Raw genomic sequence first — 20976 nt, 5'->3', positions numbered from 1 at the left:
GAGTATTAACCCGTTACACATTATGCAAGTGATGTTAGTTGTTGCGGATTAATTAGTCTGTATTTTGCTCAATGATCGATTATCAACCCTTATTTGCCGCTCTAAAGCAGCATTATCCTACTCAATGTTTTACCAAAACCGTCACAATTCAATCTTTGTGGAGCGGTTATGGTGAAATCGCTCGTTTACAAAGTAGTGATCAGTCCTTAAGTGTTATTGCCAAGATTATTCAACCGCCGGCAGTTAGCAGTCATCCGCGTGGTTGGCATAGCACTACTTCCCATCGACGTAAGTTGTCTTCGTACATTAATGAACAAAACTTTTATCAGTATTATGCGCCAGCGTTAAACGGTTTCAGTCGAGTGGCTGAATTAGTCGCTAGCGCACAATGTGGAGAGAGCAGCTGGTTGCTGCTAGAGGATTTAGATGCCGCTGGCTATGCCTATCGAGTCGAGCAAGCCAATATCGACGCTGTTGGTGCTATGCTCACATGGCTGGCTCACTTTCACGCAACGTTTATGCAACAACCTTGCGAGCACGTCTGGCAACGCGGAAGCTATTGGCATCTGGCGACGCGTCAAGACGAATGGCAGGCAATGCCAGAGGGGAGATTAAAAGTTGCGGCTACTCAGATTGATGAACGCTTAGCCAATTGCCCTTATAAAACGCTGTTGCACGGTGATGCAAAAGTCGCCAATTTTTGTTTTCGTGCCGATTTACAGAAGTGCGCTGCAGTAGACTTTCAATATGTTGGATTGGGCCTGGGTATTCAGGACGTTGTGTATATGTTGGGTAGTGTTTTTAATGGCGCAGAACTTGAACAGTACTATGCGAAAGCTATTGAATGTTACTTTCGAAGCTTACGCCAAGGGTTATCCAATGCGAAGCTTAATTGTGACCATTTAGAAAAGGTGTGGCGTGACTTGTTACCCTTCGCGTGGGCTGACTTTGAACGATTTTTGTCAGGATGGTCACCAGGTCATCGCAAACTTAATCATTTCTCGGCTCAACAGACAGCAATAGCGCTCGCGCAACTAGCGTCAACCGGAAACACCTAATTCGCCTACCACAACCTGAAGATTGAGACGTTGATCTGCTCGCACAACTTCCAGTTGCATGACTGTGCCAGGGGCTGTTTCTGCTACTCGATCAAGAAATTTCCCAGCGCTCTCAACTTCGATCCCATCGACCGCAATGATGGTATCACCGACTTGTAACCCTGCCAGTTCGGCAGGACCACCACTACGTAACGCATTAACCGTAACGCCGGGACGATTGTTAAGTTCATTGCCGGCAAAACCAAGCTCACCGCGTGTCACTTTGCCATTCGCAATAATTTCATCCATCACGCGTTTGGCAAGTCCATAGGGAACCGCAAAGTTGACTCCGTCAACGCTGCGCACACGGCGGCGGTTATCGCGCACAAGGAAACTGGCGTTAGTGATACCGACTAAAAAACCGTTGCTATCGACTAGAGCACCACCTGAATTACCCTGATTTAAAACCGCGTCAGTTTGAATAAAGTCAACGTAATTGGCTAAGCCATTTCTACCTGCAGTGCGGCTAACAATACCGTGAGTGATAGTTTGCCCCAGGTCATAAGGATTTCCGATGGCCATAACTACATCGCCAACGCGGGTTTTAGGGTTTTCCAACTGTGGAATAACATGCAGGTTATCAGCGTTAACTTTAAGCACCGCTAGGTCAGTAAACACGTCAAAACCAACCATTTCGGCTTCTAATAATCGACTATCTTGTAAACGCACCATAATGCTATCGGCATTTTCTACGACATGATGACAGGTTAAAATGTAGCCATTGGCTGTCATGATAACGCCAGAACCTAAGTTGATGCGCTCACGTGAGCGAGGCTGACTAAACAAATTGTTAGAGACTTCGATGCTTTCACTGTAGATGTTGACTACTGCGGGAGCAGAAACACTCAATGCATCGTAGTAAGTTGCGCGCTGAACTGGTTCTGCTTTTCCACTGAACCAACCGGTATTAAATCCTGCACCAATGCGCAGATCTGGAATAAAGACCAAAAGTAACGCTGCAACAATAAGCCCTAAAAACACAGAGCGCAGCACAAAGGTTATAAATGCGGTTAAATTCGGCATGACTGGCAGTGAACTCTCTTAGTTATGATTTTGGTTGGGCTGCCGCTTAATCTGTGAATTGTAACAACACTAGGCCATAAAAGCCAAAGTGCCATTGATGAACGCCCCATAAAAAAGGGCAACTGGCGTTGCCCTTAACGAGTAAAAACGAAAAATTGTGTGAATTATCGAATAACCAAATAAAGCGTTGAGTTGCCGCGTTTAACATTAAGTGCAATCACTCCGCTGGCACCTTCAATGGCGGATGAAAATTCACCAATCGTGGTTACGCGCTGGCGATTAACGCCAATAATCACATCGTCTTGTTGTAAACCAATACGCGCTGCAGGGCTGCGAGCCTCAAGTTCACTGACCTCAATGCCCCGGTTACCACTATTGTCCTGACCATTGGCAAGTGTTGCGCCTTCTAGGGCCGGATGAATATCCTTGGCACTGGCAACCGTAGCACCCGCATCACCTAGGACGACTTGCTTGGTCATTTCTTCGCCTTGGCGAACGATGGTCAAATCAATTTCAGTACCGGCTCCTAAGCTAGCGACTTTGGCGCGTAACTCTTCAAACGAATGCAAAGAGCGACCGTTCAAAGCGATAATGATGTCGCCGGGTTGCAAGCCAGCCTTTTCTGCCGCTGAGTCTGGCGTCACTTCATTGACAAAGGCACCTTTATTGACCTTTGACTCCATTGCTTCTGCTAGGCCCGCGTCAATATTGCTGCCTAAAATTCCTAGCAAGCCACGGCGCACTTCACCAAATTCGATGATTTGGTCAACCAAACTCTTCATCATATTGCTAGGGATAGCAAAACCAATACCGACGTTACCGCCACCTGGGCCAAAAATCGCAGTATTAATACCAATGAGTTCACCACGCAGATTGACTAAGGCACCGCCTGAGTTTCCGCGGTTAATTGCCGCATCGGTTTGAATGAAATCTTCATAGCCTCCAATGTTTAGCCCTGAACGGCCCAAGGCACTGACGATTCCTGATGTGACGGTTTGGCTTAGACCAAAAGGATTGCCGATGGCAACAACAAAGTCACCCACACGCAGTTCATCAGAATCAGCCAGTGGGATTGCCACTAAACCTTCACTGTCGATTTGCAGTAAAGCGATGTCACTTTGTGGGTCAGCGCCAAGTTTTTTGGCTTCAAACTCTCTACCGTCGGTAAGCTTCACGGTAATATTATCGGCGTTATCGACCACATGGTTATTAGTGACCACATAGCCTTTGTCGGCATCAATGATCACGCCTGAGCCGAGCCCTCTAAACGGGCGCTCTTGTACTTGTTCATTTGGACCACCGAAAAAGTAGCGGAACATTTCTGGCACTTGCTGACGGGCAGTTTGAGTCCCCTCTACCGCAATGCTGACCACGCCAGGTGTCGCCTCTTCAAGCATCGGTGCTAATGATGGCACCTCATCCTTGCTGCTATTGAAAAACGGTAGTGCAGACAAAGCGGACCCGCTTGCAAACACTGACACTGCTGCAATACTAAAAATAACTACCAACGACCGTAATTGTTTGCTCATTAAGGTTGATACTCCTATTTTGTTCTTAGCTACAATGACTTCTTTACCAAAAATTAGTTCAGCAAAGGTTATTCTTTCGCGTTTGAATGCCGTTTATCGTCGACGAACAACCCTGAAGCGCCGGTGCTGGCGAAATCACGTGGTTGCTCTTCAGAGTTAGCATTCGATGCACTTTTGCGCTGACGCTGCGAGTTTCTTAATAGTGCAGTTGTTTGCTCTCCAAAAAAGGTCATTTTCGGAGAGTCTTCAAAGGCGTCATCCGGTTGAATTTGCGCTTCGTAATCACCGATCTGCTCTTCCAAAACGTCAATCTGATGTTTCAGCCCTTGTAACGTTTGACGAGCCTGAAATACATGATGCTCGGCTTGCTGCACCAGCACTGCTCGAACTGTTTTCTCTGCAGCTTTAGCGGCTAGCTCACTCCCTTGTTGCGCATAGATAAAACGTGCAACAAAAAAACCGATAACGGCTCCAACGATAACTAATCCGATCGAAATCGCAATTTCCATGGTTACTCCATTCATGCTTTGGACTAATAACTGTTTAAACTATACCAAAGCATCATCGCATTTGCGCAGATTCATTAGTATGATTTACGCTTTGTTACTCTTAACCCCTAAATGGGGAGTCAGGGCTCAGTTTCAAGCATTAGCACGAGTAAAAGGTAGTATTCATTCCGATGACGCCAATTGAAAAATATCAGCAAGATTTAAAACAACCGGATTTCCATTATGATGCGGCGCAAGAAATGGCGGTGCAGGAACTGCAACGTCTCTACGATGAACTCACCCAACCGAAAAAAAAGCTGACTTGGCGAGTAAAAATTAAAGCAACCTTTGGTAAAGGAATGAACAAGCCTTCTATTCAAGGTCTGTATTTTTGGGGTGGGGTTGGTCGTGGTAAGACGTATCTGGTTGATACTTTCTACGAGTGTTTACCGTTTGAAAATAAATTGCGTATTCACTTTCACCGTTTCATGCATCGCGTGCATCAAGCGCTTAAGCCTCTGGCTGGACAGAGCGACCCGCTGAAAACAATTGCAGCAGATCTCGCTAAAGAGGCCCGGGTGATTTGTTTTGATGAGTTTTTTGTTTCTGATATCACTGATGCCATGATCTTGGGGACACTGTTTGAATACCTGTTTGGGCATGGGATCGTATTAGTCGCAACTTCAAACATTATACCGGATGAGTTATACCGCAATGGTTTACAACGTGCGCGCTTTTTACCCGCAATTGATTTGATCAATCAAAACACGCGTGTCATCAATGTGGACAGTGGCGTTGATTATCGTCTTAGAACCCTGGAGCAAGCAGAAATTTATCACTATCCACTGGATACTGCTGCAACCGAAAACTTACACCGATATTTTACTCAGTTAGCGCCAGATGTGGGCAAGGAAAACTGTGCAATCGCCATTGAGGGGCGGAAGATTCCGGTGTTGCGTGATGCTGATGGCGTGGTCATGGTTGAATTTTCTGCGCTATGCGATGGGCCGCGCAGTCAAACAGACTATATCGAAATTAGTCGTATCTATCACACTGTACTGTTGGCGAATGTTAAGCCAATGGGGCAAGAGAACGACGATGTCGCAAGACGTTTTATTGCGATGGTGGATGAGTTTTATGAGCGCCACGTTAAGTTGATTATCTCTGCCGAAGTTGCAATGGAACACTTATACAGCGAAGGACGTTTGAGTTTTGAATTCAAACGCTGTTTAAGTCGTTTACAGGAAATGCAGTCACATGAATACCTAAGTAAGCAACATTTACCGTAGTAGCGACTGTTATCCGAGCTAGAAAATAGGTAGAATCCCGCAACAGAAATTGCATTCAATTAAGATACCCAATTGCGCTTTGCATGAGTAATTGCACGCAACTGGCTTCAATTTTAAAAAAAGAGATTACGATGGGAAGAGCATTCGAAGTACGTAAAAATGCCATGGCAAAAACTGCGGGCGTTAAAACTAAGGTTTATTCGAAATACGGTAAAGAAATCTATGTTTGTGCGAAAAATGGTGGCACAGACCCAGACGCCAACCTTTCGCTGCGTCGCTTGATGGATAAGGCTAAGAAAGACCAAGTACCTAGCCATGTTATCGAGAAAGCAATCGATAAAGCCGCGGGTGGTGCAGGTGAAGATTTTGTGCCAATGCGCTATGAAGGGTTTGGCCCTGGCAACTGTATGGTTATCGTTGATTGCCTAAGCGATAACGCGAATCGCACGATTACGGATGTGCGGAATTGTTTCACCAAAACAAAGTCAAACTTGGGCGCACAAAACTCTGTTGCGCATATGTTTGATCATCAAGCTATTTTCCAATTCGACGGTGAAGACGAAGATGCTGTGCTTGAAGTCTTGATGGAAGCCGATGTTGACGTTACCGACGTTGAGCAAGAAGAAGGTAAGATCAGCGTATTTGCGCCGCACACTGAGTTTTACAAAGTTAAAACCGCCTTGACTGAAGCCTATCCTGATATGACGTTTGAAACGGAAGAAATTTCCTTTGTACCTCAAACTCACGTAGACATTAGTGGTGACGATGTTGCTATGTTTGAAAAGTTTATGGATATGCTCAACGATTGCGACGATGTACAAGATGTTTATCACAATGCCGTTTTACCCGAATAGTCACTGACATCGCGTGACCTAAGGGAGTTAGTCCCCCTCTAAAAGCCCTCATTTCAGAGGGCTTTTTTGTGCGCAACAGACTGGCCGATGACTAGGCCAAGGATCAGCTGTTTTCCTAATAGCTCAGACATACACTACTGAGGTGATTTTACTGCAGGTGGACTCGGGCTTTCCATGGCAGCAGGTTTAGTCGGAGGTATTCGCGGCGGACTGGTTGGTATGGCGCTCGGTGCTATCAGTGGCGGATTGGGTTACGCTGGTAGTAAAGTTGGCGACAAAATGTCAGAGAGAACCACTGATACTTCTGACGAATAATTCCAGAGGGAGATAGCTCCCTCTTTTTTGGAGTAAACAATGTGAGTAAATTTAGACACATTATATTTCTGCTGCTCTATGCGATAACCCTAATTTTTTCTATAGTTTTTGCAGCTAGACTGGCGTTCAGTCTGTTGACTGTTACAGCAAAGTGGCAAGAGGTCGCTATCGTAGCCTCAATCGTTCTCGTGCTAGTTGGTTTATTTACCGAAGTCGGGCGCAGAGCAGGCCTATTTCGGCCCGTCTAATGGACGATACGAGCATACATAGCAATTGATTAGCCTATAAGACAATGTGGCAGTTTAATCTCTGCATGTTGGGGCAGGCTCAATGTGCACAATCACATCAGCAATGCCAAACTCTTGTGCTAATAGTCGTTCAATTCGGTCAGCAATTTCATGTGACTCATTGGCATTCAAGCTGCTTGGCGACACTATGATAATATCGCCAATTAGGCGCTCTCCATCGAAGCGCGTGCGCACTTGACGAATAGCATCGACCCCATCTAAGCGCTGAATTTTGGCTTTTACATCTCGATGGTCCACGGTGGTGCTGTCTACTAGAATAGGAATGGACTGCTTGAATAATTTATAAGCTAGGTAGGCAATAATTGCGGCCATAATGAGGGCGAATAAGGTGTCTAACCAAGGCCAGCCGCTTACAGCCAGTTGCCAACCCACAATAATCGCAATTGACGACAATACGTCACTAAACGTGTGTTTTGCATCAGCCGCTAATAATTCTGACGCTAACCGTTTAGCCCAATAGCTTTGCCATGCCGTGAGGAGTGCATTGGCAAGAAGCGCACCCATTAAAATCGCCAGTCCTATGAAACTTTGCTCAACTGGCTCACCAAAGCGCTCGATCGCTGTAACCACGACTTCTACTGCTAGCACTACAAGTAGAGTCGCTAAAAAGAAAATTGCTAACGGAATATATTTTTGATGGCCATAGGGATGGTCGTTGTCAGCGGGTTGTTGGGCCTGATTTAAAGCAAACCATGCTACTACATTGTTGCCCACGTCCGTAAGGGAGTGAAAAGCATCAGCAATAATTGCCGTTGAATGGGTAGTCAAACCAACCGCTAGTTTGCATGCCATGATTAGCAAGTTGCAGCAGCCTTCAATGATCAAAACATGTTTAACTTGCATGATGGGTACTCTTGAGTGGAATGCATTTACGCTCTAACACACGGTTTAACATTAGCGTTTTGGGCTTGAATGACAAGTGGTTAAGTTAATTTTATAGCCTTACTTATGCAATTTTAACGGTTCGTAATTATCATTAATTAATAGTAGAGCAGTACTAGATAGATGTATCAAATAAGAAAGATGGATCGTGCTAGGTATCTTTCACATTCGCAGTTATAATGCTCCCGAGCCAGCCAGACAATCGCTGTTTTACTTTAGTAAGAGAGAGGAAAGTCCGGGCTCCAGAGGGCAGGGTGCCAGATAACGTCTGGGCGGCGCAAGCCGACGACAAGTGCAGCAGAGAGTAGACCGCCTAAGCATATTCATATGCCGGTAAGGCTGAAAGGGTGCGGTAAGAGCGCACCGCGCGACTGGTAACAGTTCGTGGCGAGGTAAACTCCACCCGGAGCAAGACCAAATAGGATCCCATTTTGTGGCCCGCATCGGGATCGGGTAGGTTGCTTGAGCCAACGAGTGATTGTTGGCCTAGATGAATGATTGTCACGCTAGCAATAGTGTACAGAACCCGGCTTATCGGCTGGCTCAATTTCTTTCGATTGCAATAGTTGTGATACATCCAAATCAATAGTTTATTTATCTCGTTCACATGGCTATGCTTGGTCTAGGTGTAATTGACGCATTGCTTAAAGGTAATACCCCTTTGCCTTCCATCATTGATATAGAAGCCAGCGGCTTCGGCGCAGATAGCTACCCGATTGAGTTGGGAGTAGTGCGTGACGATGGTGCACGTTTTTGCCGCCTGATAAAGCCCTTTGACGATTGGTGTCACTGGGATGAGCAAGCCGCAAGTTTACACGGCATTACGCGCGAAAAGTTGCTGCGCCATGGGAATGACGGGATCGATGTTTGTTTGGCATTGAATGCGTTTGTTGGTGATAGCACTATTTATAGCGATGGTTGGGTGGTTGATCAGCCTTGGTTAATCAAACTCTATGCGGCAGCTAATTGTCAAATGAGTTTCCGTGTAAGTCCATTAGAATCATTATTAAAAGAAATTCACTTACTTAGATGGGACATGATCAAATCAGATGTCACCGTTGAGTATGGTGGGTCACGTCATCGTGCCAGTGTCGACGCTATGATAATTCAACAAACCTTTCAGCGCGTAACCCATCTTGTGCCCTAGTTGGTTGCTCAGTGCGACTTAGCTGCAACGACACTACTTGTTAGATTTAACTCACAATATCGATTTTGCCGACAGCTGATTAAACGGTACGTTGAGCGATAGCTTGACTGTATTTAGTGTTACGAGGCCAGAGCTAGGCGTGTCGGGATTATTTACCGCCATTTTTAATCTAATTTTAATGTTTGAGTAAGGTCTTTTTTAGGCTGAGTCAATAAGCTGTGTCGCGGTTAATTAGTTTATTAAAGGTGCTTTATGAAGAAGTCTTACTTGTCATTGATAGTTGCTACGTCCCTGGTGATGCCAATGTCCGCGTCAGCGTTTAAGGTTGGCGATATCGTAGTTCGTGGTGGTTTTGCAACGGTGAGCCCGGATGATGCATCATCCAATGTCTTTTTAGATGACACCGATCTTGGCTTTAATTTAAGTGTCGACAGTAACACGCAATTGGGATTAACGGTTGCTTATTTCTTCGCTGACAACATGAATATCGAAGTATTGGCGGCGACACCGTTTAAGCACGATGTAAATTTTGGGGTAAATGATCCTTTAGGAACCGGTAATCAATTGGGTGAGGTAACTCATCTTCCTCCTACCTTAACTGTGAATTACTACTTAGGTGATAATCAAACAACCTTCAAGCCATACGTTGGGGTAGGTTTTAACTACACAGTTTTCTTTGATGAAGAATTTTCTGCAGAAAACGTAAATGCAGGGCTCGCGAATTTATCACTCGACAATTCCTTCGGTCTCGCTGCTCAGCTTGGTGCAGATTTCATGCTTAACGAACGCTGGTTTGTTAATGGCGCTATTCGTTGGATTGATATAGATACCGAAGCCACGTTCGATTTAAATGGCACACCCGGTAGTGTTGGCTCAATCCAAATTGATCCATGGGTCTATAGTTTAAGCATCGGTTATCGCTTCTAATAAGGTAAGAAAAAACTTTCTTTTTTATCCGTAAATGAAAGAAAAAATTGATCTAAATGGCGTAAAATTCAGTTTAGATTGATGAAGTAATTTCCGCTCTAATAATTGCGAGGAACACAAAATGAAAAACGTAACAACTAAATATAAATTGGGCGTGATTGCAGTTGCGATGTCAGGTGCAATGGCATGCTCGGCGACGGCAAAGAATGTAGACGACAGTGTAGTAACAGCGCAACGAGCAGCACTGGCTCAAAACACTACAGGCAAAGGTTTTGGTCCACAATCGCCACGTGATATCGATCAGGCTTATGGCACCAACCAACGGGTTTTTGGTTTCGCGCCGAACCGTAGTCAAATGAACCTATGTAACATCCATTTCCACAAAAATGCTGAGCATAAAGGCGGTGACTTTACTACTTATGCTGGGAACGGTGACGGCAAAGGTAAGAACACCGGTTATGTTTATGACGGTAAATTGTCAGATTCTCAAATGAAACCAGTGTCAGGAAAAGTCTGCGGTGCAAAAGGCGACCCACTACAAAGTGGTGATACCATTGAAGTGCATTGGGTGTTTAGTGCTGCGCAAGTTTCGCCTGGCCCGACATTGGGCGCATGTTTAGCCGACAGCACTATGAATCCCGGGTTACGAGTAGAAGGGCAAGTTTTTGTTTTGGCGAATGATGAAAATGCACTTGATTTTAATCAGTTAGCTGAAGTAGCGATGGTTAATGGTTATGCGCAAGCACCCAATATTCCAAGCAATACAGGTAAGCCAGTTGAATATTTAGGTTCTACCACTGGACCATCGTTCAACGAACAAGGCTCTCCTTTGCAGGTTAGTTGGAGCATGCGACCAGAGACCGCCGTATTGGACATCAATTCAGTAGAAAAATGGTGTGAAGGTAATGTGTTTAATGAAGACCACGCTCACGGAGTGCGCAACTTGGTCGTTAATCCTGCTTTGTTGTCAACTATCAACTAAGCGTCTACCTGCTCATTTGCGAGCCGGTAGCCATTACCGCGCAATGTTTGGATAGTGAGCGTAGGCTCACTGTCCAATTTCTTTCTAAGCTTACTAATGTACACATCGATAATATTAGTTTGTGGATCAGAGTAGGCTTGCCATACACGACTTAATATCCTTTCTCGCGACATAACCTTGCCAGTGTTTTGCGCTAAATAAAGCAGCAATTCAAACTCTAGTTTAGTTAGGTAAAGCTCTTCTCCATGCAGCCACGCAATGCGTTCATCTAGTCGGATTTCCAAGCCACTGATGATGAGACTATTCTGTGATGTTGAAGGCGGAGAGCCAATCCGTCGCCTCAGCGCCTCAATTCGAGCCAATAATTCATCGAAATCGAAAGGTTTGCAAAGGTAGTCATCAGCGCCTTGTTGCAGACCCTTCACTCGTTGAGCAACTTCATCGAGCGCGGTTAACATTAAGACCATGGGCGCAGATGGTAAAGCTTTGATCTTGTCTAAAAGTTGTAGACTATCTTCATCACCAAATAATCTGTCGAGCACTAGGATATTTGGTTTTTGTGATTTAACCGTGCTGACAACTTGATTGAAATCATTCACCGTCGTGCATACGAAGCCTTCAGCTAACAGGCCTTTGCAAATAAAACGCGCTAATGGGATTTCATCATCGGCGACTAATATATTCATGATTCAACCTTGTTTAACGTAAATGTGAATGAGCTGCCTTGACCTTTCTCAGAGGTTACTTGGATGTGCCCTCCATGCGCTTCCACAATCGCTTTGGCAATGGGTAAGCCAAGTCCAAGGCCGCCCTCGTGTTTAGAAAAACGCACAAATCGTTCAAATATATTTTCAATTTCAGCTGCTGAAATCCCAGTACCACAGTCTGTCACACTAACCTCTACTTGATCTTCATTGTGATTGACGGAAATAGTAATCGCCGAGCCATCTGCTGAATATTTGATGGCGTTATCCAGCAGAATGGCTACCACTTGCTGAATGCGAGATTTATCAATAGCAACTGAGATCTCGTTCAGTGCTGACTGATTCACAAACTGTATATCTCTATCAGCATGTACTCGTTGCCATTTCTCACTTTCTACTCGTACTAAGTCGATAATTTGCGTCACTTGAATATCAAGGTGTAGTTGATTCATCTCTGCCCGTGTCAGCAAGAGTAAATCATCAACTAAACGACTCAAACTGATTGACTGCTCTAGTATCGCCTCCAACGTCTCTTTGTAATCATCTTGTGATGCCGATTTTAATCGCAATGTAACCTGAGCTTCTCCGCGGATAATGGTTAATGGAGTGCGAAGTTCATGGGATACATCAGCAATGAATTGACGGCGCCGAGAATCAATTTTGGTTAGCTTTTGATTGGCCTGGGTGAGTTCCTTAGTGCGTTGCTCAACTTCAATTTCGAGCTCTTTGCGGCTGCGCTGAGCATTGGACTGATGTTCATGCAATCGTTCACTCATTTGATTGATGGCGATTGCGAGGGCTTCAAATTCATCATCCATTTTAACCGTTATAAGTTGGTCATAGTGACCCGCTGCGATTCTATTGGTGGCCTCACGAAAAATCACGAGTGGTTGATAAAGTTGGTTCAATAGCCAGTAACAACCATACACGATAAGCGGAACGGCTAACGCACCGAGCCCAAGAATAAACCACACCATGGCAGTATTGAGCGTATCAATCCTTGAATTGATTGCCGCCACTACCCGACTTTGACGGGTAACAGCGGCATTAATCGATTCTCTAAACTGATTGTCAATGGTGACCTCAAGCAAACTTCGAAGTTGCTCCTGCTGGCCCAAAGGTACTTCGTTTTGGGCAAAATCTAGCGCCTCAAATTGACGAATAATATCGTCGATGATTTGCTCTAGTTCATCAGTATCTTCAACGCTACCTTGAGTAACCTCGAAACCGAGTGCCTCGCGTTGGCTTATTTCTAGGCGGCGGATTGTATTGAGGGATTGCTCGATTAACGAACGTTTTTTGCGTACATTCGCTTGATTGGCTTGTTGGCCAAAAATAACGCCGTCGGTCAGTTGTTTAAATAATCGATAAGAAATACTGGATAATTGTTGATGTTCAGTCAGCAACGATTGTGCGATTGTGCTTTGCTTAATGTTTTCGCGCGTCAAATGTGCGGAAATTGCTGTACAGGTTATTGCCACCAGCAGGACCAACACGGTGGTCAGTCCAAAGTAGAAGAGTTTTCTTTTATACACAGTGATTTAAAACAAATGTAGTCAATGTTAGAAGTACGTTTAGACAATTGAAAAAGACCATGCGCAAGGCCCCAAAAGTCAGTTTTTGCAGGGTTAGATGATCCCTAACTCAATACTTTTTAGAACCGCTCTTGTGCGGTCTCTCACGCCAAGTTTGGCTAAAATACTCGATACTTGATTTTTAATGGTTCCTTCCGATTTATGCATGCTGTGGGCAATTTCACGGTTGCTGCAACCAGCAGCCATTAAACGCAAAATTTCCTGCTCTTTAACACTGAGCGGTTCGATTACTATTTGCTGATCAGAGGCTCGCTGCGGCGTTGAGGTCTGCATGCAGGAAAGCAAGCGCTCGGTAATCGCGGGTTGTATGTATGAGTTTCCGGCAATCACGGCATCAATTGCCTCGATTAAAGTTTCTAATGAAACATCCTTAAGTAGATAGCCTTTGGCACCAGCATGCACTGCTTGTAAGATTAATTCGTGATCGTCGAAGGTCGTTAGCATTAACACTGGGGTGTTTACACCCGCTTCTGCAAGTTGTTGTAGTGCGCCAATGCCGTCCAGTTGGGGCATACGAATATCCATTAGAACGATATCGACAGCGGGGGGATTCTCTGCGGTGAGCCATTGCACTGCCGCCAGTCCGTCGGCGCATTCATCTACTACTGTGACGCTTTCAGATAAGCTGAGCAAACTCTTTATGCCCGAACGGACTAAGGCTTGATCGTCAACCAGCAGAACTCTGTGCGGCATAACTTACCGCTCCATGGTTGCGGTGGTGATAAAACCGCTATCAGTAACGTTAAAATGCACGCTACCACCAACGGCTTCCATGCGTTCTTGGATCCCCTTGAGGCCATTACCGGGTTTAAAGTCAGGTTGATCTTGAGAACCATTGTCGCAGATGGTTAATTGCCATTGTTCGGCCAGGTTTTGCAAGGAGATTGTGCATTCAGTAGCGTTACTGTGCTTGAGAGTATTGGTAATGGACTCCTGAACACAGCGCAGAATGGCTTCAGCCTTGTTGACATCATCAATATTCACATCTTTGGCAATCTCGTATTTAAGTGTCAGCTGCGGAACCGCTTGTTGGATAGCTTGAATAGCGGCAACGATATCCAGTGATGATTTCTCACGAATTTCGCTAACCGCCTCTCTGACATCACTTAGCAGTAATTTAGATAGCTGATAACACTCATCAATGTGCTGTTTTGTCGCAGCATCACTCAGACGACTTGCCACCTGCAGTTTTATCGTCATTGCCGTTAAATGGTGGCCAAGTAAATCATGGATATTGCGCGCAATTCTAACCCGCTCAGACTGTTTCGTGGCCTCGGTTAACAGCGCTTGAGTCGAGAGTAGTTCGCGATTTTTTTGTTCTAACGCTTGTTGTACTTGTTCTGCTTTTAGCATGGCATTGACGATGACAATCGCAAATAAGTTGAACGTCCAAAACAATAACGCGGTAATCAACATGCCTTCTCGTTGCCAATGCCATGCAAAGATCAGCCAGAAAGGGATGGTTAACAATAGTGACGCAGCTATCGCCCGAGCAATACTCATGAAATAAGGCAACACGGTGCCAGCCATCACCATGAATATTGCGTTGTAGGTATACGGCACAGAAAAGTAAATCGCGATAATAATGACTACTTGGAGAATGAACAGAGCGATCCGGTAATGGGGTTCTTTGCTGTAGCGCTGGTCACGGATCGTAAAAGTCCACGACACAAAGAAACTGATGTATAGACCGGCTACGATGAGCAGGTCGGATAACGCAAACGACTCGCTTTGCTGCATGAAGTAAAGGCTGGAAAGGCTTACCAGTACCCAAGTAAAAAAGGCGCTGTACCACTCTATGCTTTGGGTCAATAATTTTGCTTGTCGAGTCATATAACGCTTTTCCGTTTCGGCTAGTCGCAGTATGCCGAAAAATGCTCACTAACCCAATAGGCCAAAAGTCATCTTTAAAGTGGTGACTTTTGACACTGTTGGGCATTTCATACTATCCGTAACCTAGTGCTTGAGATAATTCAGAGGAATTCCGTTATGTCAGGCATACATTCGATCTTATTTGTCATTCATATACTGACAGGTACTGCAGCATTGATACTTTTTTGGATCCCTATGTGCAGTAAAAAAGGCCAATTGAATCATGTTACCTATGGACGTTTTTATGTGAATACCATGTACGCAGTCGCGGCAAGTGGTGCACTCATGGCAATCATGGTGCTGGTGGCGCCCATGACAATAAAAGCAGATATAATTCTTAACGCGAGAGACCCAGCAGCAGCGATTACCAGCATCAGAATTTTTTGGAGTTTTCTGTTGTATTTGAGCTTATTGTCGTTTGTTACTACTCGACATGGCGTCGCTGTACTAAAGGTGCGACAGAATCGGGAGTTGCTGCGCCGCTGGCATTACCTTTTGCCTTTGGTTGCATTGGTAATCGTCGGCACAGTGTTTGCTATTACCGGTTTTATAGGTAGTCGACATTTACATACGCTATTTGGGTTTTTCGGCTGTGTGTTGGGATATGGCTTGTTACGTTACTGTTTGAAAACACAGCTTAATAAGGGCGAGTGGGTATTGGAGCATATTGGTACTATTATTGGTTCAGCGATTGGCGCATATACGGCATTTCTAGCCTTTGGGGGGCGCGTAATTTTTGCAGAATTAGGTCAATGGCAATTAGCATTTTGGATAGCACCCGGCGTGATAGGCGGAATAGCAGCCAATATGATCACCAAAAAATACGCAGTTAAACTGGGTTTACACCACGCGAAACCTATCAGCTAATAAGCTACTCAAAAGTACAGGTGTTAAAACGCGCTGTTTGCGCTAGCATAGCAACATCAACGCTAAACATCAGCCGCAGGTAGAGTTATGCTAGCCGAGCAAATGGTCGATCGAGTCAAACGTCTTAAACATCGCGGAGTGCGATATCAACGAAATGTTTTACAAGTTGGCCGGCTGTATATGTTTCGTACCTATGGAGAGGTTGGTTACTGCCTTCGGTTGATGGTTGCACCAGTCGTATTTACTGTCGTTTTAGCGGGTGTGATTTTATTATTGCGCGATTGGGAACCGTTGCATTTTGTCGCTATTTTTCCTGTCTGCGTGTTTGCCGGTTGGCTATTCGAACAATGGATGTATCATCGTATGGTTAGCCAAGGCGTTGATGTCTATTTGGACTTTCCTGAAAAGGCATTTTATCAGGAGCCACCTCTGCCTAATCATGCCATAAATATCCACCGCTGCGGTTTTCCCAAAGATTATCCTTTTGATTAATATTGATTAGGCGATAAAAAAAGCGCTCAATGAGAGCGCTTTTTTTTGTTACGCTAGCCGCTGCGCTGCGGATTTTAACGCATCCGCTTTATCGGTTTTTTCCCAAGGGAATTCATCGCGTCCGAAGTGACCATAGGCCGCAGTCGGTTGGTAAATGGGGCGCTCAAGGTCAAGCATTTTGATCAAGCCATAAGGGCGCAGGTCAAAGTGTTCGCGTACTAATTGGGTCAAAGCGTGGTCAGCAATCACACCAGTTCCAAAAGTATCAATGTTGATCGACGTGGGCTCTGCTACACCAATGGCGTATGACACTTGGATCTCGCAACGTTTTGCTAACCCCGCAGCAACAATGTTTTTCGCTACGTAACGTCCGGCATATGCCGCGCTACGATCAACCTTCGATGGATCTTTACCCGAGAAAGCACCGCCACCATGGCGAGCCATACCACCATAGGTATCAACAATGATTTTACGCCCGGTTAAACCACAGTCGCCCATTGGACCACCAATCACAAAACGACCGGTTGGATTGATATGAAACTGAGTATCTTTGCTTAACCACTGTTCCGGCAATACGGGTTTAATAATGTGTTCCATTACAGCTTCACGCAGATCGGAAGTTGAGACTGAATCACAGTGCTGAGTAGAGAGTACCACTGCATCAATACCCACTGGACGATCATCTTCATAGATGAATGTCACTTGAGATTTTGCGTCAGGACGCAACCAAGAGAGTTCACCCGATTTACGCATTTCCGCTTGACGTTGAACTAAGCGATGAGAGTAGGTGATTGGTGCAGGCATCAATACGTCAGTCTCGTCGCTCGCATAGCCAAACATTAGCCCCTGATCACCAGCGCCTTGATCCTCAGGGCGAGCTCGATCTACACCTTGGTTGATATCAGGTGATTGCTTTCCAATTGCATTCAACACCGCGCATGAATCCGCATCAAACCCCATGTCTGAATGGGTATAACCAATATTGCGCACAGTTTCGCGAGTAAGCTCTTCAATATCGACCCACGCGGAGGTTGTGACCTCTCCACCGACCAATACCATGCCGGTTTTTACAAAGCTCTCGCACGCAACACGGGCATGTGGATCTTGTTGTAATATCGCATCTAGCACGGCATCAGAAATTTGATCAGCGATTTTATCCGGATGTCCTTCTGAGACAGATTCCGATGTAAATAAATGTTTTGCCATTGCGGCTCCCTCTAACATAGACATTCAGTCAATGGGTTTAATGGGTATAGTCTAACGTCTATCTTACAAATTACCAGTCTTTACTTCTAGACGTCTAAAAGTCTATTTGTTAACTTAGCTTGACACTTTGTATCAATCGGTCACAACGTGCAATCACCCTTCGTGGCTTTAACCACTGTAGCGGGCTAAATTTCAATGCAAAAGCCGTTGAACTAAGGCCCTCTCTGAGTGAGAATAGCCGACCTTAAACGGTGACTGTGCAAGCAATCCAGAACGCTCTAGCGCTGGAAAAAGATCAATCAGGAGATGACATGTCTAATACCCCCCCTCGTCGTGAACTCGCAAATGCAATTCGAGCGCTTAGCATGGATGCCGTGCAAAAGGCCAAATCAGGCCATCCGGGTGCCCCAATGGGTATGGCCGATATAGCGCAAGTGCTTTGGGGAGACGTGTTATCGCACAACCCTGCCAATCCCGATTGGGCGAACCGCGACCGCTTTGTTCTTTCAAACGGGCACGGCTCGATGCTGCTGTATTCACTTTTACACTTAACGGGCTACGATGTTTCGATTGATGATTTAAAAGCGTTTCGTCAATTGCACAGCAAGACACCGGGTCACCCTGAATATGGTTACGCACCAGGCGTAGAAACCACTACAGGCCCCCTAGGACAGGGGATCACCAATGCGGTGGGCATGGCAATTGCGGAAAAAGCGTTGGCCGCACAGTTTAATCAACCGGGGTACGACATTGTCGACCATTACACCTACGCATTCTTGGGTGATGGCTGCTTGATGGAAGGCATTTCACATGAAGCCTGTTCACTAGCCGGTACCCTAGGTTTGGGCAAGTTGATTGCGTTTTGGGATGATAATGGCATCTCAATTGATGGCGAAGTTGAGGGCTGGTTTACCGACGATACACCCGCGCGCTTCAAGTCTTATGGTTGGCAGGTTATCGATGGCGTTGATGGTCACGATCCGGCACAAGTTGCGGATGCGATCGCAGCGGCTCAAGCAAATCCTAAGCAGCCAACGTTAATCTGCTGTAAAACGGTTATCGGTTTTGGCTCTCCGAATAAGCAAGGTACCGAGTCCTGTCATGGTGCACCGTTAGGTGATGATGAAATTGCGCTGACGCGTGAAGCGTTAGGTTGGTCGTACGGACCATTTGAAGTCCCGGAATCTATCTATGCCGGCTGGAGCGCACTTGAGAAAGGCCAAGTTGCCGAAGCTGAATGGAATGCACTATTTGACGCTTATGCTAAAGCCCATCCGGCCCTTGCTGATGAGTTTGCTCGTCGCCAAGTGGGTCACTTGCCTGCTGATTGGGCAGAGAAGTCAGCAGCGTATATTAACCAGTTACAAGCTAATCCCGCCAATGACGCAACACGTAAATCGTCGCAGAATTGCTTAAATGCATTTGGTCCATTGCTGCCAGAGTTAATGGGTGGCTCTGCCGATCTTGCCGGTTCGAATCTAACAATTTGGCAGGGTAGTCAACCGTTGACCGCGGACGATGCGTCAGGCAATTATATTTACTATGGTGTGCGTGAGTTTGCCATGTCGGCCATCATGAATGGCCTAGCATTGCACGGGGGCTTTAAGCCTTACGGTGCAACGTTCTTAATGTTTATGGAATATGCACGCAACGCAGTGCGTATGGCCGCGATCATGAAGCAACCTGCGATTTTTGTGTATACCCATGATTCTATTGGCTTGGGCGAAGACGGTCCCACTCACCAACCGGTGGAACAATTGGTAGCGTTACGTTCAACGCCGAATCTAGATAACTGGCGTCCGTGTGACCAAGTGGAGTCTGCAGTTGCGTGGAAATCTGCGATTGAGCGCACTGACGGACCAACGACACTGATTTTTAGCCGTCAGGGAATGCCACAACAAGAGCGTTCACCGGAGCAAGTAAATAATATTAGTCGTGGCGGTTATGTGCTAAAAGATGCAGCGCAAACGCCAGATATTATTTTACTTGCCACAGGTTCTGAGGTTCAGTTAGCAGTAGATGCAGCTGAGCAATTGAGCCAGCAGGGTAAAGCGGTTAGAGTCGTTTCAATGCCTTCTACCGATGTATTTGATCAACAAGATAAAGCTTATCGAGATAGCGTGTTACCGCCGCAGGTGAGTCAACGTGTAGCGGTTGAGGCGTTGAGTAAAGACAGTTGGTATAAATATGTAGGCTTAAATGGCGCGATTATCGGCATGGATACATTTGGTGAATCAGCACCAGCAGGAGACTTATTTAAGCACTTTAATATTACCGTAGATGCAGTCGTTGAAGCCGCATTGGCGCTTGACGCTTAAGTGAGCAACGGAGTCTCTCGGGTGCTTCGTATCGCCATCAATGGGTTCGGCCGGATTGGGCGCAACGTTGTGCGCGCCCTTTACGAATCCGGTCGCGATAACGCTATTGAAGTCGTTGCTATCAACGAGCTCGCTGCGCCAGAAGGTATTGCGCATCTACTCAAGTACGATACTTCGCACGGACGTTTTCAATTTCCGGTTAGGCGGGAGAATGGTGATTTATTAGTTAATGATCAGCGTATCCGCTTGTTTCATCAGGCCGACCCTAGCCAGTTGCCGTGGGACGAACTAGACATTGATATCGTGCTGGAGTGTTCCGGCGAATTTAATTCGCGCGAGCAGCTAGAATTGCACTTGCAGGCAGGGGCAAAGAAAGTTTTGTTGTCACAACCGGGCACACCGGATCTGGATGCCACTATTATTTATGGCATCAATCATCAGGAACTCAAACCAGAGCATCGTTTAGTCTCAAATGGCAGTTGCACAACTAACTGTATCGTGCCAGTTATTCAAACCTTAGATGCTGCCTTTGGTGTTGAAAGTGGAACCATCACCACTATCCACTCTTCTATGCACGATCAGCAAGTGATTGATGCATATCACCCTGACTTGCGCAGAACGCGCGCCGCTAGCCAATCGATTATACCAGTAGATACAAGGCTCGCAGCGGGGATTGAACGTATCTTGCCGGCTTTTGCAGGCAAGTTTGAAGCCATTGCAGTGCGTGTTCCTACTATCAACGTAACAGCAATGGATTTAAGTGTTACAGTGCATCAGAACGTGAATATTGAACGAGTCAATCAGGCCATCAGGCAAGCCTGTCATGGCGCTTTGGGAAATATATTAAGTTACACCGAAGAACCGTTAGTTTCTTGCGATTTTAATCATGATCCGCACTCGTGCATTGTCGATGGCACGCAAACGCGGGTGAGTCATAAACACTTAATCAAAACGTTAGTCTGGTGTGATAACGAGTGGGGATTCGCCAACCGTATGTTGGATACCGCTCTGGTCATGCACACAACGCAAACCAAAATTAAGGAGCCTCGCTGTGAGTCAAGCCATTAGTAACATTAAAACC

Annotated in this window: 20 protein-coding genes and 1 other RNA gene; 12 read left to right on the top strand and 9 right to left on the bottom strand. The window is 45.8% G+C overall.

The features are described 5' to 3' along the window. Nucleotides 1-71 precede the first annotated feature (71 nt). Entirely contained in the window at nt 72-1058 is a 987-nt protein-coding gene (locus CSH92_RS02685) for a phosphotransferase (RefSeq protein ID WP_100656049.1), read from the top strand. Here the strand turns inward: CSH92_RS02685 and CSH92_RS02680 are convergent. From CSH92_RS02680 to CSH92_RS02670, 3 genes are all read right to left on the bottom strand, one after another. Beyond that, nucleotides 1041-2120 (bottom strand): trypsin-like peptidase domain-containing protein, encoded by a 1080-nt coding sequence (locus CSH92_RS02680; protein WP_100656048.1) that lies wholly within the window; start codon nt 2118-2120, stop codon nt 1041-1043. The genes CSH92_RS02685 and CSH92_RS02680 overlap by 18 nt on opposite strands. A 164-nt stretch (nt 2121-2284) precedes the next feature. Continuing rightward, nucleotides 2285-3649: a DegQ family serine endoprotease gene (locus tag CSH92_RS02675; RefSeq protein ID WP_100656047.1), complete on the bottom strand. Its 1365-nt coding sequence runs from the start codon at nt 3647-3649 to the stop codon at nt 2285-2287. A 68-nt stretch (nt 3650-3717) separates the two neighbouring features. After that, on the bottom strand, nt 3718-4158 hold the full coding sequence (locus tag CSH92_RS02670) for a ZapG family protein (RefSeq protein ID WP_164084640.1): 441 nt from the start codon (nt 4156-4158) through the stop codon (nt 3718-3720). A gap of 170 nt (nt 4159-4328) precedes the next feature. Between CSH92_RS02670 and zapE the strand changes: the two genes are divergently transcribed. The 3 genes from zapE (at nt 4329) to CSH92_RS17090 (ending at nt 6595) form a co-directional block, all read left to right on the top strand. Next, nucleotides 4329-5426, top strand: coding sequence for a cell division protein ZapE (gene zapE, locus CSH92_RS02665; RefSeq protein ID WP_100656045.1), 1098 nt, complete (start codon nt 4329-4331; stop codon nt 5424-5426). A gap of 131 nt (nt 5427-5557) precedes the next feature. Further along, nucleotides 5558-6280 (top strand): YebC/PmpR family DNA-binding transcriptional regulator, encoded by a 723-nt coding sequence (locus CSH92_RS02660; RefSeq protein WP_100656301.1) that lies wholly within the window; start codon nt 5558-5560, stop codon nt 6278-6280. Between the two features lie 174 nt (nt 6281-6454). Further along, entirely contained in the window at nt 6455-6595 is a 141-nt protein-coding gene (locus CSH92_RS17090) for a hypothetical protein (protein WP_164084639.1), read from the top strand. A 302-nt stretch (nt 6596-6897) separates the two neighbouring features. Here CSH92_RS17090 and CSH92_RS02655 read toward each other — a convergent pair whose 3' ends face one another. Continuing rightward, a complete protein-coding gene (locus CSH92_RS02655; protein ID WP_100656044.1) occupies nt 6898-7746 on the bottom strand; it encodes a cation diffusion facilitator family transporter in 849 nt (282 codons plus the stop codon). 225 nt (nt 7747-7971) lie between these two features. Between CSH92_RS02655 and rnpB the strand changes: the two genes are divergently transcribed. The 4 genes from rnpB to CSH92_RS02635 all read left to right on the top strand — a co-directional run bounded on the left by rnpB (nt 7972) and on the right by CSH92_RS02635 (nt 10841). Then, an RNA gene (rnpB, locus tag CSH92_RS02650) (RNase P RNA component class A) lies at nt 7972-8335 on the top strand. Nucleotides 8336-8398: 63 nt separating this feature from the next. Continuing rightward, nucleotides 8399-8932 carry a 3'-5' exonuclease family protein gene (locus CSH92_RS02645; RefSeq protein WP_100656300.1) on the top strand — a complete coding sequence of 178 codons (534 nt, stop codon included), beginning with the start codon at nt 8399-8401 and terminating at the stop codon, nt 8930-8932. Nucleotides 8933-9184: 252 nt separating this feature from the next. Next, nucleotides 9185-9859, top strand: coding sequence for an OmpW family outer membrane protein (locus tag CSH92_RS02640; RefSeq protein ID WP_100656043.1), 675 nt, complete (start codon nt 9185-9187; stop codon nt 9857-9859). Nucleotides 9860-9980: 121 nt separating this feature from the next. Further along, nucleotides 9981-10841 (top strand): delta-class carbonic anhydrase, encoded by an 861-nt coding sequence (locus CSH92_RS02635; RefSeq protein ID WP_164084638.1) that lies wholly within the window; start codon nt 9981-9983, stop codon nt 10839-10841. On the opposite strand, the gene CSH92_RS02630 is transcribed toward CSH92_RS02635, so the two are convergent. From CSH92_RS02630 to CSH92_RS02615, 4 genes are all read right to left on the bottom strand, one after another. Then, nucleotides 10838-11527, bottom strand: coding sequence for a response regulator transcription factor (locus CSH92_RS02630; protein WP_100656042.1), 690 nt, complete (start codon nt 11525-11527; stop codon nt 10838-10840). The two genes, CSH92_RS02635 and CSH92_RS02630, sit on opposite strands and share 4 nt — an antisense overlap. After that, nucleotides 11524-13041, bottom strand: a complete 1518-nt coding sequence (locus CSH92_RS02625) for a sensor histidine kinase (RefSeq protein WP_338063725.1) — start codon at nt 13039-13041, stop codon at nt 11524-11526. Before CSH92_RS02625 ends, CSH92_RS02630 begins: the two co-directional genes overlap by 4 nt. A 132-nt stretch (nt 13042-13173) precedes the next feature. Beyond that, the gene (locus tag CSH92_RS02620; RefSeq protein WP_100656040.1) at nt 13174-13833 is read right to left on the bottom strand and encodes a response regulator; all 660 of its coding nucleotides are present in this window, start codon (nt 13831-13833) and stop codon (nt 13174-13176) included. 3 nt (nt 13834-13836) lie between these two features. Next, complete coding sequence (locus CSH92_RS02615) at nt 13837-14973, bottom strand: sensor histidine kinase (RefSeq protein ID WP_100656039.1); 1137 nt, start codon at nt 14971-14973, stop codon at nt 13837-13839. A gap of 156 nt (nt 14974-15129) precedes the next feature. On the opposite strand from CSH92_RS02615, the gene CSH92_RS02610 reads away from it, so the two are divergent. Both CSH92_RS02610 and CSH92_RS02605 read left to right on the top strand, forming a co-directional pair. Then, nucleotides 15130-15879: a hypothetical protein gene (locus CSH92_RS02610; protein WP_100656038.1), complete on the top strand. Its 750-nt coding sequence runs from the start codon at nt 15130-15132 to the stop codon at nt 15877-15879. An 87-nt stretch (nt 15880-15966) separates the two neighbouring features. Then, nucleotides 15967-16371: a hypothetical protein gene (locus tag CSH92_RS02605; protein WP_100656037.1), complete on the top strand. Its 405-nt coding sequence runs from the start codon at nt 15967-15969 to the stop codon at nt 16369-16371. A gap of 48 nt (nt 16372-16419) precedes the next feature. Here CSH92_RS02605 and metK read toward each other — a convergent pair whose 3' ends face one another. Continuing rightward, the gene (metK, locus tag CSH92_RS02600; protein WP_100656036.1) at nt 16420-17577 is read right to left on the bottom strand and encodes a methionine adenosyltransferase; all 1158 of its coding nucleotides are present in this window, start codon (nt 17575-17577) and stop codon (nt 16420-16422) included. A 311-nt stretch (nt 17578-17888) separates the two neighbouring features. On the opposite strand from metK, the gene tkt reads away from it, so the two are divergent. Next, nucleotides 17889-19895 carry a transketolase gene (gene tkt / locus CSH92_RS02595; RefSeq protein WP_100656298.1) on the top strand — a complete coding sequence of 669 codons (2007 nt, stop codon included), beginning with the start codon at nt 17889-17891 and terminating at the stop codon, nt 19893-19895. 21 nt (nt 19896-19916) lie between these two features. Continuing rightward, nucleotides 19917-20963 (top strand): erythrose-4-phosphate dehydrogenase, encoded by a 1047-nt coding sequence (gene epd, locus CSH92_RS02590; RefSeq protein ID WP_100656035.1) that lies wholly within the window; start codon nt 19917-19919, stop codon nt 20961-20963. Nucleotides 20964-20976: the final 13 nt, after the last annotated feature.

Source organism: Neoalteromonas flava, assembly GCF_002807685.1.
Classification (GTDB): Bacteria; Pseudomonadota; Gammaproteobacteria; order Enterobacterales; family Alteromonadaceae; genus Alteromonas_E; species Alteromonas_E flava.
The sequence above is the reverse complement of the archived record's forward strand: the minus strand, read 5'-3'. Positions and strand labels throughout refer to the sequence as shown.

What these genes read in the sequence shown, in the direction of transcription:
- CSH92_RS02630 (WP_100656042.1), bottom strand. Translation starts at nt 11,527, where the DNA reads ATGAATATATTAGTCGCCGATGATGAAATCCCATTAGCGCGTTTTATT.
- CSH92_RS17090 (WP_164084639.1), top strand. Translation starts at nt 6,455, where the DNA reads ATGGCAGCAGGTTTAGTCGGAGGTATTCGCGGCGGACTGGTTGGTATG.
- CSH92_RS02610 (WP_100656038.1), top strand. Translation starts at nt 15,130, where the DNA reads ATGTCAGGCATACATTCGATCTTATTTGTCATTCATATACTGACAGGT.
- CSH92_RS02640 (WP_100656043.1), top strand. Translation starts at nt 9,185, where the DNA reads ATGAAGAAGTCTTACTTGTCATTGATAGTTGCTACGTCCCTGGTGATG.
- CSH92_RS02605 (WP_100656037.1), top strand. Translation starts at nt 15,967, where the DNA reads ATGCTAGCCGAGCAAATGGTCGATCGAGTCAAACGTCTTAAACATCGC.
- metK (WP_100656036.1), bottom strand. Translation starts at nt 17,577, where the DNA reads ATGGCAAAACATTTATTTACATCGGAATCTGTCTCAGAAGGACATCCG.
- tkt (WP_100656298.1), top strand. Translation starts at nt 17,889, where the DNA reads ATGTCTAATACCCCCCCTCGTCGTGAACTCGCAAATGCAATTCGAGCG.
- CSH92_RS02670 (WP_164084640.1), bottom strand. Translation starts at nt 4,158, where the DNA reads ATGGAAATTGCGATTTCGATCGGATTAGTTATCGTTGGAGCCGTTATC.
- CSH92_RS02620 (WP_100656040.1), bottom strand. Translation starts at nt 13,833, where the DNA reads ATGCCGCACAGAGTTCTGCTGGTTGACGATCAAGCCTTAGTCCGTTCG.
- zapE (WP_100656045.1), top strand. Translation starts at nt 4,329, where the DNA reads ATGACGCCAATTGAAAAATATCAGCAAGATTTAAAACAACCGGATTTC.
- CSH92_RS02655 (WP_100656044.1), bottom strand. Translation starts at nt 7,746, where the DNA reads ATGCAAGTTAAACATGTTTTGATCATTGAAGGCTGCTGCAACTTGCTA.
- CSH92_RS02635 (WP_164084638.1), top strand. Translation starts at nt 9,981, where the DNA reads ATGAAAAACGTAACAACTAAATATAAATTGGGCGTGATTGCAGTTGCG.
- CSH92_RS02645 (WP_100656300.1), top strand. Translation starts at nt 8,399, where the DNA reads ATGCTTGGTCTAGGTGTAATTGACGCATTGCTTAAAGGTAATACCCCT.
- CSH92_RS02680 (WP_100656048.1), bottom strand. Translation starts at nt 2,120, where the DNA reads ATGCCGAATTTAACCGCATTTATAACCTTTGTGCTGCGCTCTGTGTTT.
- CSH92_RS02685 (WP_100656049.1), top strand. Translation starts at nt 72, where the DNA reads ATGATCGATTATCAACCCTTATTTGCCGCTCTAAAGCAGCATTATCCT.
- CSH92_RS02660 (WP_100656301.1), top strand. Translation starts at nt 5,558, where the DNA reads ATGGGAAGAGCATTCGAAGTACGTAAAAATGCCATGGCAAAAACTGCG.
- CSH92_RS02615 (WP_100656039.1), bottom strand. Translation starts at nt 14,973, where the DNA reads ATGACTCGACAAGCAAAATTATTGACCCAAAGCATAGAGTGGTACAGC.
- CSH92_RS02675 (WP_100656047.1), bottom strand. Translation starts at nt 3,649, where the DNA reads ATGAGCAAACAATTACGGTCGTTGGTAGTTATTTTTAGTATTGCAGCA.